This window comes from Thiorhodococcus minor (genome assembly GCF_010820565.1).
Lineage (GTDB): Bacteria > Pseudomonadota > Gammaproteobacteria > Chromatiales > Chromatiaceae > Thiorhodococcus > Thiorhodococcus minor.
In genome coordinates, this window is the sequence record NZ_JAAIJQ010000008.1 from 1 (window position 1) to 12466 (window position 12466).

Annotated in this window: 12 protein-coding genes; 1 reads left to right on the forward strand and 11 read right to left on the reverse strand. The window is 65.1% G+C overall.

The window, feature by feature from the left end:
• Positions 1-197: phage integrase N-terminal SAM-like domain-containing protein (locus G3446_RS03975; protein ID WP_342450029.1), on the reverse strand; the 197-nt coding region annotated here is incomplete at its 3' end.
• A gap of 244 nt (positions 198-441) precedes the next feature.
• Between G3446_RS03975 and G3446_RS03980 the strand changes: the two genes are divergently transcribed.
• Positions 442-1872: an integron integrase gene (locus tag G3446_RS03980; protein WP_164451115.1), complete on the forward strand. Its 1431-nt coding sequence runs from the start codon at positions 442-444 to the stop codon at positions 1870-1872.
• A 239-nt stretch (positions 1873-2111) separates the two neighbouring features.
• On the opposite strand, the gene urtE is transcribed toward G3446_RS03980, so the two are convergent.
• The 10 genes from urtE to G3446_RS04030 form a co-directional block, all read right to left on the reverse strand.
• Positions 2112-2807: an urea ABC transporter ATP-binding subunit UrtE gene (urtE, locus tag G3446_RS03985; protein WP_164451116.1), complete on the reverse strand. Its 696-nt coding sequence runs from the start codon at positions 2805-2807 to the stop codon at positions 2112-2114.
• Positions 2808-3317: 510 nt separating this feature from the next.
• Positions 3318-3824 carry a GNAT family N-acetyltransferase gene (locus tag G3446_RS03990; RefSeq protein ID WP_164451117.1) on the reverse strand — a complete coding sequence of 169 codons (507 nt, stop codon included), beginning with the start codon at positions 3822-3824 and terminating at the stop codon, positions 3318-3320.
• On the reverse strand, positions 3821-4111 hold the full coding sequence (locus G3446_RS03995; RefSeq protein ID WP_164451118.1) for a type II toxin-antitoxin system TacA family antitoxin: 291 nt from the start codon (positions 4109-4111) through the stop codon (positions 3821-3823). The genes G3446_RS03990 and G3446_RS03995 overlap by 4 nt, the downstream gene beginning before the upstream one ends.
• A 99-nt stretch (positions 4112-4210) precedes the next feature.
• Entirely contained in the window at positions 4211-5053 is an 843-nt protein-coding gene (gene urtD / locus G3446_RS04000) for an urea ABC transporter ATP-binding protein UrtD (protein ID WP_164451119.1), read from the reverse strand.
• Positions 5050-6135: an urea ABC transporter permease subunit UrtC gene (urtC, locus tag G3446_RS04005; protein ID WP_164451120.1), complete on the reverse strand. Its 1086-nt coding sequence runs from the start codon at positions 6133-6135 to the stop codon at positions 5050-5052. Before urtC ends, urtD begins: the two co-directional genes overlap by 4 nt.
• 6 nt (positions 6136-6141) lie before the next feature.
• On the reverse strand, positions 6142-7773 hold the full coding sequence (gene urtB, locus G3446_RS04010) for an urea ABC transporter permease subunit UrtB (RefSeq protein ID WP_164451121.1): 1632 nt from the start codon (positions 7771-7773) through the stop codon (positions 6142-6144).
• Between the two features lie 274 nt (positions 7774-8047).
• The gene (gene urtA / locus G3446_RS04015) at positions 8048-9340 is read right to left on the reverse strand and encodes an urea ABC transporter substrate-binding protein (RefSeq protein WP_164451122.1); all 1293 of its coding nucleotides are present in this window, start codon (positions 9338-9340) and stop codon (positions 8048-8050) included.
• A 262-nt stretch (positions 9341-9602) separates the two neighbouring features.
• Positions 9603-10523 carry a KPN_02809 family neutral zinc metallopeptidase gene (ypfJ, locus tag G3446_RS04020; protein ID WP_164451123.1) on the reverse strand — a complete coding sequence of 307 codons (921 nt, stop codon included), beginning with the start codon at positions 10521-10523 and terminating at the stop codon, positions 9603-9605.
• Between the two features lie 149 nt (positions 10524-10672).
• Entirely contained in the window at positions 10673-11836 is a 1164-nt protein-coding gene (gene argE, locus G3446_RS04025) for an acetylornithine deacetylase (RefSeq protein WP_164451124.1), read from the reverse strand.
• 36 nt (positions 11837-11872) lie between these two features.
• The gene (locus G3446_RS04030; protein ID WP_164451125.1) at positions 11873-12388 is read right to left on the reverse strand and encodes an OsmC family protein; all 516 of its coding nucleotides are present in this window, start codon (positions 12386-12388) and stop codon (positions 11873-11875) included.
• Between the last annotated feature and the right edge of the window lie 78 nt (positions 12389-12466).

The following is a 12466-nucleotide window of genomic DNA, read 5'->3' on the forward strand; positions in this document are numbered from 1 at the left end:
TGCTCGAAGTACGCGCGCAAGTCCTCCGGCGCAAGGCAATCGGGCGCGCGGTGGGTGAACTTCGCCAGATCCCGCACCGCGGCGAGGTAGCTCTCATGGGTGCGCGGGGAGAAACCATGCATCTGCATGGCCACGATCATGCGTTGGCGCAACGCTGTCATCATCCGGTCCTCGGTCAACGACCCCGATTGGGTCATGGCGAGTGTGGACGACGATGCGTGAAACCGCTGTCAGGCGCGGGTGAGCGACGAGGCTCTTCAAAGCCCCGCGGAGCGGATTAGTTCAACAGTTGAGTAGACAGAATGTCGGTCCGGTGAGATAGGCAGATTCTGCCTAGTTCCGATAGGGTGGATTCTGCCTAGCTCCGCAAGCCCCTCGGTTGCGACAACTGGCTTGCTGTGTACAATCCGGCTGAAAGTACACGGCACTGGACGCTAGCACATGGCGCAAGGCGACTCAACCACTGCTCATGCGATCGAACGCTTTTGGGAGCGATTTCTCGATCTTGCGCGGAATCGGGGCGCGAAGGACTCCGCGCTACCTTGGTATGTGCGGCATGCTGAGACCTATCTGAAGGCGTTCCCGGAGAAGCGTCTTGTCATGCATTCGGCACAGGACGTTGCCGGCTATCTCGAGCGGGTGGGCCGGCTAGACAGAATCTCGGACTGGCAGTTCGAGCAAATCGTCGATGCGATACAGAATCTTCTGGAGACCGCACGGGCGCCGATCGTCGATGAGATCGACTGGGAATACTGGCGCGATTCGGCGCGCACGCTGACACCGGATCATCCGACGATTGCACGGGAGTCACTACCGGCTCAGATCGGCTCAGGGGAAGAGAAGGCGGTATCGGGGGCTCGGTTCAAGCAGAAGCAGAATGCGCCGTCGGCGCTCGATAACGCGCGCGAGGCGCATCGCGCGCTGCTGGAGCGGATGGTGGCTGAGATCCGGCGGCGCAAGTATTCGATTCGCACGGAGCAGGCTTATGAATCTTGGGTGTGCCGCTTCATTCTGTTCTGCGGCAACCGTGATCCAGAGACGATCGACGTGGACCGCATCCGCGCGTTTCTCGAAGACCTGGCGGTGCGTGGCACTGTATCGGCGAGCACGCAGAGCCAAGCCTTGAATGCCATCGTGTTCCTGTATAAGCAGGTGCTCGGGCGGTCGTTGGACGCGTTGGGGGACTTCACCCGGGCGAAGCGGCCGAAGCGGCTGCCCGTGGTGCTGGAGCGCGGTGAGGTGGTGCGCCTGCTCTCCGGGATCGAGGGGACGCAGCATCTGATGGCGGCGCTCTTGTACGGCACCGGGATGCGGCTGATGGAGTGCGTGCGCTTACGTGTTCAGGATCTCGATTTCGCGTATCACCAGATCGTCGTGCGTGACGGCAAGGGACAGAAGGACCGGGTGGTGCCCTTGCCGGCGCGGCTGGAGCAGCCGTTGCGGGAGCATCTGCAGAGCGTTCGCGAGCTGCATGAGCAGGATCTCGCGCAGGGGCATGGCGAGGTGTTTCTGCCGGATGCCTTGGCGCGCAAATGGCCCAAGGCGGCGAAGGAATGGATCTGGCAGTACCTGTTTCCCAGTGGGCGCTTGTCGGTGGACCCCCGCAGCGGCAAGACGCGGCGGCATCATCTGCATGAGAACGGCTTGCAGAAGGCGGTGAAGGCGGCGGCGCAGCGGATGGGGATCTCGAAGAAGGTGAATTGCCATAGCTTGCGCCACTCGTTTGCAACGCATCTATTGGAATCGGGCTATGATATTCGCACGGTTCAGGAATTGCTCGGGCATGCGGATGTGTCGACGACCATGATCTACACCCATGTGCTCAACCGCGGTGGTAAAGGTGTGGTCAGTCCTTTGGATGGATTGCTCTAGAGGTTGTCTGAAAACATCCACCGACATTGGTGGGAGCGGCGCCTCGCCGCGACGAAGCCCAGGGGACGTCGCGCCGAGGCGGCGCTCCCACACGCAGCCAGCGGCTTCCAGACAGCTTCTTAGCTTCGGCCGAAAAGAGGGCTCTTGCTGGAAAGCGCGGCTTCGCTCTGGGGGAAAGCAGGGAAGGCATTGAGCCTCTGCGCTTCTCATTTCCGCTAGAGCAAGTGTTGGAGTCGTGCTCACACGGTCAAATATTCCCGCACCAGCTTTTCGTCCAGCTCCTCCATCAATCCCTTCGCCACAGCCCGGCCCCGATCGAGAATACAGAACCGATCCGCGACTCGCCGGGCGAACGGCAGCTTTTGCTCCACCAGGATCACCGTCAGCCCAAGCTCACGATTCAGCTTGCGGATGATGTCGCCGATCTCGGCGACGATGTTGGGCTGGATGCCTTCGGTCGGCTCGTCGAGGATGAGGAGCTTGGGGTCGATGCCAAGCGCGCGGCCGATGGCGAGCTGTTGCTGCTGGCCGCCGGAGAGGTCGCCGCCGCGGCGGCCCATCATCTCCTTGAGCACGGGGAAGAGCTCGAAGATGAAGGGCGGGATGTCGCGCTTGCGGTCCGGGCGTGCCGGCAGGCCGATGCGCAGGTTTTCCTCCACGGTCAGCAGCGGGAAGATCTGGCGGCCCTGGGGGACATAGCCGATGCCCAGGCCGGCGCGCTTCTCGGCGGACTGCTTCGAGAGATCCATGTCGCGGTAGACCATGCGCCCGGAGGCGACCGGCAGCAGACCCATGATGCACTGAAGCAGCGTGGTCTTGCCGACGCCGTTGCGGCCCATGATGCAGGTGCACTGGCCTTCGGGGACCTCCAGGTCGAGGTCCCAGAGGGTGTGGCTCTCGCCGTAAAACTGATTGAGGGCTTGGATGCTTAGCATGGTCTACCGGCTCGTGCTCGTGTTTCTGACCGCCTTGGAAAGCGATCCAGGGATGAGCTGGATCGCGGAACAGACATCGCCCATAGCCTCCCCCACCTCTATGTGCCGCGACTGTCCATGTGGCTCCAGGCGCCGCATTTCGGCCATCTTGCGCGCTGGCAGGTCGCCCCCTTGCTCATAAAGCGCCGCCGTCCGGGGCATCGATGATCGTTCCGCCCGCCTCGACTCCGAGGTCGGCCAAGCGCGGCGCAGTGCAGCAGCCTCGGTGCGGGGCTCGGTGGACTTTGCTCTCGAGACTGTGAGCGTCATCCAAGCGCACCGCGAAGATCGCAGATTGCTGTAGGTTGGGCCGACGCAGGAGGCCCAACAATCAAAGCGTTAGGCTAGCCGCCATGTTGGGCTTCGTACCTCAGCCCAACCTACGCAGAATGTCTTCACAGTCTCTCTCGCTCGTCCAGCCTACTGGTCCAATCGATGATCAAGGCCCCTTCCGGTCTTGGCGCAATCTAGCTATCGATCACCGGGGCGTATGCTCGCTCGTAGGTCGGAGACCCTGGTCATCAAGGTCATCGGATCCAGTGGCGATGGATCGAATCCGAGTCGGTCGTAAAAGGCCCGCGCCGAGTCGTCCAGGGCGTGAACGATGACGCCGCGAATGCCGATTGCGTCGGCGGCGTTGACGATGCGGCGGCCCGCGTCTCCCATCAGCGCGCGGCCCAAACCCTGCCCTTGCATCATGGCGTCCACAGCAAGTCTCGCGAGCACGACGACCGGGATCGGGTCGGGCATGTTTCGCTTCAGCCGACCGGTCGCTTGATCGACCGCGATAGCGCTTGCCGCCAGTGCATAGAAGGCGACCACGCGTCCTTCTGCGCAGACCACGAAGGTTCGTGAGGCGCCGCTGGCTTGATTTGCCAAGGCGCGTTTCTTGAGCCAGCGGTCGAGGGAGGCGTAGCCGCAGGAGAAGCCCTCAAGCGAATGAGCCGCCTGGAGCGGCTCTGGCGCCGAGAGCTTCACGCATCGTCCCAGGGTGCCTTTGTCTGCATGGTCTTGAGCAGTCGTGCGTTGGGAGCGGCGGGGCTATCGAGCTGCGCCTGGAATGCGGCGAAGCGCTCTGGATCGACGCGGAGCAAGGCTTGATCGAGAAGCGTCTCCTCGGCTGCCCGACGCGAGGCCTCCAGAATGAACTCCGAGCGGTTCTTGCCGCTGACCCTCGCTGCGCGATCGATCAGGTTTCGCTCCTCTGGCTTGACGCGGAGATTCAGGCTCTGGCGTTTGGGCTCGGCATTTTCGACCCTGGGCATAGACGGCCTCCGAGTGGGTGAGGATTGCGCTGAAACTGTACTGACATTGTCTGCTCATCGACCTCGCCGGACAACAGATCAGATGTGCGGGACTGGATCTCAATGGCCCTCATCGCCCCCTAAATACACCTCGATGACGCGCGCGTCGTTCTGGACCTCGTCCATGGTGCCCTCCGCAAGCACGCTGCCTTGATGCAGCACCGTGACCTTGTTGGCGATGGAGCGGACGAAGTCCATGTCGTGCTCGACGACCACGACGGTGTGCCGCCCGGCGAGCGACTTCAGCAGCTCGGCGGTGCGGTCCATCTCCTGGTGGGTCATGCCGGCGACGGGCTCGTCGACCAGCAGCAGGTGCGGGTCCTGCATCAGCAGCATCCCGATCTCCAGCCACTGCTTCTGCCCGTGCGAGAGGGCGCCGGCGCGGCGGGCGCGGTGCGCTTGCAGGCCGATGGTCTCCAACACGGCGTCGATGCGCGCGTGCTGCTCGGGCGTCAGGCGGGCGACCAGGGTCGGCCAGACGCGCTTGTCCGCGGCCATGGCCAGCTCCAGGTTCTCCATCACCGAGTGGTGCTCGAAGACCGTGGGCTTCTGGAACTTGCGACCGATGCCGACGCTGGCGATCTCGGGCTCGCTCAGGCGCAGCAGGTCGATGGTCTGGCCGAACCAGGCGGTGCCGGTGTCGGGCCGCGTCTTGCCGGTGATGATGTCCATCATGGTCGTCTTGCCGGCGCCGTTCGGCCCGATGATGCAGCGCAGCTCGCCCGCGTCGATGTAGAGGTTGAGCCGGTCGATGGCGCGGAAGCCGTCGAAGGTCACCGAGATGTCCTCCAGGTAGAGGATGGTGCCGTGGCTGATGTCCAGCTCTAGCCCGGTCTTGGGGACCATGATTTCCCAGACCTGGTCGCGGCGCATGGTGGTGCGCAGGGTGTCCAGCGTCTTCATGCCGTCGCCTCCTTGCGGCGCAGCAGACCGGCGATGCCCTGGGGCAGCAGCAGTGTCACCAGCACGAAGAGCCCGCCCAGGGCGAACAGCCAGGCGTCCGGCATGACGCCAGTCAGATAGGTCTTGCCGTAGTTCACCAGCAGTGCGCCTAGGACCGCGCCATAGAGGGTCGCGCGCCCGCCGATGGCGACCCAGACGACGATCTCGATGGAGTTGATGGGCGAGAACTCGCCCGGATTGATGATGCCGACCTGGGGCACATAGAGGGCGCCGGCGATGCCCGCCAGCACGGCGGAGAAGGTGAAGACCCAGAGTTTGAAGCGCTCCACCCGATAGCCGATGAAGCGCGTGCGGCTCTCGGCGTCGCGGATGGCGACCGTCACCCGCCCGAGCTTGGAGGTGACGATGGTGCGGCAGGCCAGGTAGCCGCCGGCCACGGCCAGGGCGCTGGCGATGAAGAGGCCGATGCGCGTGGCGTCCGACTGGAGGTCGAAGCCGAGCAGATCCTTGAAATCGGTCAGCCCGTTGTTGCCGCCGAAGCCCATCTCATTGCGGAAGAAGGCCAGCATCAGGGCATAGGTCAGCGCCTGGGTGATGATCGACAGATAGACCCCGGTGACGCGCGAGCGGAAGGCCAGCCAGCCGAAGACGAAGGCCAATGCGCCCGGTACCAGCATCACCATGAGTGCCGCGAACCAGAACATGTCGAAGCCGTGCCAGAACCAGGGCAGCTCCTGCCAGTTGAGGAAGACCATGAAGTCCGGTAGCTCCGGGTTGCCGTAGACGCCGCGGTCGCCGATCTGGCGCATCAGGTACATGCCCATGGCATAGCCGCCGAGGGCGAAGAAGGCCCCGTGTCCCAGGCTCAGGATGCCGAGATAGCCCCAGACCAGATCGACGGCGATGGCGAGCAGGGCGTAGGTCAGGTACTTGCCCAGCAGCGTCACCGTGAAGGTCGAGACGTGCAGCGGGCTGTCCGCCGGAACGGCCAGGTTCAGGATGGGGACCAGGAGGGTCGTCAACGCGAGCAGTGCCAGGAAGATCTGCCCGCCGCGATCCAGATGAAGTGTGCCGAGTCGCATGGCCGGTCAGCCCTCCGCTGCCCGGCCCTTCTGCGGGAAGAGCCCGCGCGGCCGTTTCTGGATGAAGAGGATGATGAAGATCAGGACCAGGATCTTCGCCAGCACGGCGCCGGCCCAGGGCTCCAGGATCTTGTTGACCACGCCGAGCGACATGCCGGCCACCAGGGTCCCCCAGAGGTTTCCGACCCCGCCGAAGACCACGACCATGAAGGAGTCGATGATGTAGGACTGCCCCAGGTTGGGGCCGACATTGGTGAGCTGGCTGAGCGCCACGCCCGCCACGCCGGCGATGCCGGAGCCTAGCCCAAAGGTCAGGGCATCGACCCGCGCGGAGCGCACCCCCATGGCGCGCGCCATGGCACGGTTCTGGGACACGGCCCGCACCTGCAGCCCCAGCGACGTCCTGCGCATCACCAGATAGAGCGCGGTGAAGACGATCAGGCAGAAGGCGATGATGTACATCCGGTTCATGGTCAGCGACAGCACGCTGTTGATCTGCCAGGAGCCGGACATCCAGTCCGGGTTGGCGACCGGCACGTTCTGCGGCGAGATGAGCGTGCGCACCAGCTGCTGCAGGATGAGACTGATGCCGAAGGTGGCCAGGAGCGTCTCCAGCGGTCGTCCGTAGAGGAAGCGGATCACGCCGCGCTCGATGAGGATGCCGACCGCGCCCGAGACGACGAAGGCCGCCGGGATCGCCAGGAAGAGGGCCAGGCCGATGTGCTCGGGCATGAGCTGCTGGACGATGTAGGTGGTATAGGCGCCGAGCATGATCAGCTCGCCGTGGGCCATGTTGATGACGCCCATGACGCCGAACGTGATCGCCAGCCCGATCGCGGCCAGCACCAGGACCGAGCCCAGGCTCAGCCCGAAGAAGAGGGTCTCGGCGAAGCCGTAAAGGTCGCGCTTGAATTGGAGTCCCTCGAGCACGCGCTCGGCGGTTGCCCGCACGGCCTCGTCCTGCTCCCGATCGAGCAGGCGCTGGATGCCGCCCTGAACCGCCGGGTGCAGGTTGCCCTCCAGCTGATCGAGTGCCTCGATCCGTCGGGCCGGCTCATCCGCATTGAGGTCGGCCAGCGCGATGGCGGCGGTCATTCCCGCGCGCACCTCTGCGTTCTTCTCATCGCCGGCCAGGTCGCGCAGCAGGGCCAGGCTATCCGCGTCCAGGCGGTCGAGCATCTCGTTCACCGCGGCGAGGCGCACGGACGCCTCCGGATGGGTCAGATTGAGCGTCGCGACGGCCGTGCGGAGCTGGGAGCGCAGGCGGTTGTTGATGCGGATGCGCTTCAGATCGCGTTTGCCGGCCGTTCCCGCCGGGGCCTGGGTCAAGGGATCGATCAGGTCGTAGCCGGCGTCGCTGCGGGTCGCGATGAAGAGCCGGCCGTCTGCCTTGCGGAGGTAGAGGTCGGAATCCTGGAGCGCCGCGAGCAGGCCGACGGCGCGCGGGTCGCGGCTGCTGGCGACCAGGGTGACCCCTTCCTCGACCTGATCGTATTTGTTCGTCTTGATCAGCGCGATGCCCTGCTCGAGCTCGGCCGAGCCGGCCAGGGCGGCTTGGGCGAAAGCGCAGAGCGCGAGCGCCACGAGGAGCCAGAGACGCAGCGCCGAGAGCGGGCTGCGAAGCAATCGGGTTGGCATACCGGAACCTCGAGCCGCAGGAGTTAGGAATGCGGCCCTGCTGGAGTTGGGTGACGGAGTGATCGGGATTCGTCGTGATAGGGGGCGCCGCAAGTCGCTGCGGCGCCTTGCCGAGTGGCCTGGTCAGCGTCAGCGGTCGTCAGTGAGTGCGGGCGTCAACTTGGTGAAGCAGGGCCTCGTCACCAGATGGACGCACCATCCTGACCACTGACCACTGACCACTGACCACTGACCACTGACCACTGACCACTGACCACTGACCACTGACCACTGATCAGTAATTCTGCCCCGAGCACTTCTTGGTGACGCTGTTGTAGTTGCCGCAGGAGATCGGCGGCGTCCAGTCGGCGACGATGTCCTTGCTGCCGGGCAGGAAGTCGGACCAGGCATCGCCCGGCACTTCCGCGTCCGTCTCCCAGACCACGGCGAACTGACCGTCGTCCTGGATCTCGCCGATGAGCACCGGCTTGGTGATGTGGTGGTTCTTGAGCATCACGGCCTTGCCGCCGGTCAGGTTCGGCGTTTCGAGCCCGATGATGGCCTCCACGACCTTGTCGGTGTCCGTGCTGCCGGCCTTCTCGACTGCCTGCGTCCAGAGATTGAAGCCGATGTAGTGGGCCTCCATCGGATCGTTCGTGACGCGGTCGTCGTTCTTGATGAACCCGTGCCAGGTGTCGATGAAGGCCTCGTTCTCGGGCGTGTCGACGCTCATGAAGTAGTTCCAGGCGGCCAGGTGGCCGACCAGCGGCTTGGTGTCGATGCCGGAGAGCTCTTCCTCACCCACGGAGAAGGCGACGACCGGGATGTCTTCCGAGGAGAGGCCCTGGTTGCCCAACTCCTTGTAGAAGGGCACGTTAGCATCGCCGTTGATGGTCGAGACCACGGCCGTCTTCTTGCCGGCCGAGCCGAATTTCTTGATCTCGGAGACGATGCTCTGCCAATCGGAATGACCGAAGGGCGTGTAGTTGATCATGATGTCCTCCTCGGCCACGCCCTTGGACTTCAGGTAGGCCTCGAGGATCTTGTTGGTGGTGCGCGGATAGACGTAGTCCGTGCCCGCCAAGACCCAGCGCTTCACCTCCAGGTCGTCCATCAGATAGTCGACCGCCGGAATGGCTTGCTGGTTGGGCGCGGCGCCCGTGTAGAAGACGTTCTTGGAGGATTCTTCGCCCTCGTACTGGACCGGGTAGAAGAGCAGGCCGTTCAGCTCCTCGAACACGGGAAGGACAGATTTGCGCGAAACCGAGGTCCAGCAGCCGAACACAGCGGCGACCTTGTCCTTCTCGATCAGCTCGCGGGCCTTCTCGGCGAACAGCGGCCAATTGGAGGCTGGATCGACGACCACGGCCTCGAGCTGCTTGCCGAGCAGGCCGCCCTTTTTGTTCTGCTCGTCGATGAGCATCAGCATGGTGTCTTTAAGCGTGGTCTCACTGATGGCCATGGTGCCGGAGAGCGAATGCAGGATGCCGACCTTGATGGTGTCGGCGGCATTCGCGAGCGCGGTGATGCCGAATGACAGGGCGGCAGCCAGGGCTGACGCGGACGCGAAGCGCTTGGTCTTGGTCATATGAGCGAAGGACTCCCAGGGTATGGTTTCGGGGGGGATCGTTCGGGTCTGCGGATCAGCAAAGGCTGTGCCATGGGGGGCGAGGCGAGCCGTCCGGGCACAGGCCGTGCGATTCAATCGTGATCTGAGTCACGTAGCACTGCCGCTGCGCACCGAAGTGGTGCTATCTGCCTGTCGGTGTGCTCGATGCCGGTGCGAAGTCTGCGCTCAGGCGAAAGTCGGGGTTTGTCGATGCCTGAGGGGTGTCAGGCATCGCCCGCCGTTAGAGGCGTTCTGTCGAGAAGGTGTCGCAGGCCGAGAGCTTGCCCGACTCCAGCCCTCGTTTGAACCAGCGCACCCGCTGGGCGGAGCTGCCATGGGTGAAGCTGTCCGGCGTCACCCTGCCGCGGCTCTGACGTTGCAGCCGATCATCGCCGATCGCGGAAGCGGCTCTCAGGCCTTCCTCGAGGTCACCTTGCTCCAAAATGTTGCGTGCCCGCTGCGCCCGGTTGGCCCAGAGCCCGGCGAAGCAGTCGGCCTGCAGCTCGAGGCGGACCGAGAGCTGATTCGCCTCCACCTTGCCAGCGCGCTGTTGCAGGGTATGGACTTGGTCGGAGATGCCGAGCAGCTTCTGGACGTGATGACCGACCTCGTGCGCGATCACATAGGCCTGGGCGAAGTCGCCCGGTGCGCCGAATTGGTTGCGCAGCTCGTCATAGAAGGCGAGATCGATGTAGACCTTCTGGTCGGCCGGGCAGTAGAAGGGCCCCATCGCGGCCTGACCCAGGCCGCAGGCGGAGCGGGTCATGCCGGAGAAGAGCACGAGGTGCGGGTCCAGGTAGCGCTCGCCGCGCTCGCTGAAGATGGTGCTCCAGGTGTCCTCGGTATCGGCGAGGACCACGGAGACGAAGTCCGCGAGCTGGTCTTGGCCCGAGGGCGCCCGAAACTGCCCTTGCGTGGCCGTCGAGTCATAGGGCTGGCTCTGGCCCGTGGGGGCCTGGCCGAGCTGAGAGAGCAGCACCGTCGGGTCGACGCCGAGGAAGAGCATGACCACCACGATGACGATGGTCCCGAGCCCGCCGCCGACTCCAACCTTGCGTCCGACCCCATGGGGACGGCGCGAGCCGCCATAGGGCAGTCCGCCTAATCCGCTACCCCTGCGATCCTCGACGTTCTCGCTTCGCCTACCTGTTTTCCAGCGCATGGACGCTCTCCGCTATGTCTGGCTCTCTGGCTCCCACGCTCCGCGTGGGAGCAGTCCAGCGACGCTCTGCGTCGCGTCTTCGACTACGGCCCGCAGAGCGGGCAGACTGCATTCCCACGCGGAGCCTGGGAACGAGAAGCGAAGCGGCGTTATGCGCCGCCTTCCACGCAGAACTGCCGAATTAGCGATCTCAGAATCTCCAAGGTCGGCGGTATCCGCTCCAGCAGCAAGTATTCGTTCGGCTGGTGGGCCTGCGCAATGTCTCCAGGGCCGAGCACCAGGGTCTCCATGCCCAGCTGATTGAAGAAGGGCGCCTCGGTGCCGAAGTTGACGGCCTCCGCGGCATGTCCGGTGAGCGTCTCGCTGGCCCGCACGATGGCGGATTCGGCCGGGGTCTCGGCGGGCGGGATGGCCTCGAACAGGGGCGCGACCGACCACTTCAGCCCGCGGCGCTCGCCGACCTCGGAGACCCGCCGGGCCAGCTCTGTCCGCAGATCTTCTGCGGTCAGCCCTGGCAGCAGGCGCATGTCCAGGTGCAGCTCGCAGTCGCCGCAGATGCGGTTGGGGTTGTCGCCGCCGTGGATGTGGCCGAGATTGAGCGTGGGGTAGGGGATCTGGAAGGCGTCGTGTCGATAGCTCTGCTTGAGCTCCTCGCGCCAGGCCAGGAGCGCGCTCATGGCCTCGTGCATGCCCTCGAGCGCGTTGTTCCCCAGGCTGGGATCGCTGGCATGGCCGCTGCGCCCGACCAGGCGCACCGCCTCGCCCATCACCCCCTTGTGCAGCCGCACGGGTCTGAGCCCGGTCGGCTCGCCGATGACGGCATAGCGTCCGATCGGGCGGCCGGCGTTGGCCAGGGCGCGGGCGCCGTGCATGGCCGACTCCTCGTCGGCGGTCGCCAGGATCATCAGTGGGCACTTGAGGTCCGCCGCCGCAAAGCCGCGCGCGGCCTCGATCGCAAAGGCGAAAAAGGACTTCATGTCCGAGGTGCCCAGCCCGTAGTAGCGGCCGTCCGCCTCGGTCAGCTTGAGCGGGTCATGGTCCCAGAGGGGCGCGTTGAAGGGGACGGTGTCGGTATGGCCGGCGAGCACCAGGCCGCCGGGCCCGCTGCCGAGCGTTGCCAGGAGATTGCATTTGTCGGGATGGCCCGGGATCTCGAGGATCTCGACCGCGAAGCCCGCCTGCTCGAGCCAGCCCGCGAGCAGCTCGACGAGCGGGCGGTTGCTGTGGTCGAAGTCGGGCGTCACGCTGCTCACGGAGAGCGTGCCGATCAGCCCTTCGAGCATGGACTTCAGGGATGGGGCCGGTGCGGGCATGGAGAGGGTCCTAGTGGGTGGGGGAAGGGGGCGCGCTCAGCCTGCGGGGGCATCTGTGCGCGAGACGGTGACTGGTGGTGAGCTGCGCAGGGTCTGGAGGACCACGCAGTAGCGCTCGGTCACGGCGACGACCTTGTCCAGCAGCGCATCCTCGGCATCGGCATCCAGCTCGAAGCGCATGCGGATCTCGCGAAAGCCGACGGGGCAGTCCTTGGCGACGCCCAGTGTCCCGCGAAAGTCGAGATCGCCCTCCGCGATCACCTTGCCCGATCTGACCGCGACGCCGAAGGCGGTCGCGACGGCCTGGAGGGTGACGCCGGCGCAGGCCGCAAGCGCCTGGAGCAGCATGTCGCCCGAGCAGGCCTGGGTGCCGCTGCCGCCCGTGGCCGGATGCAGGCCGGCCTCGACCAGTGCGCGCCCGGTATCGACGGAGCAGGCCAGATTCTCGCCAAGCTGGCCCTCGGCCTTAAGGGTGACCAGGGCGGCCTCGGGGCTCTCGCCGTAGCGGTCTTTGAGGGGCGCCTGCAGTGCGCGTAGCTCATCGGATCTCATTACCATCCTCGCGGTCGTGTCATTGTTATCGCAGAGGATGGATGCGGGCGAAAGCCGGGCGATCAACGCCCGGCCGAG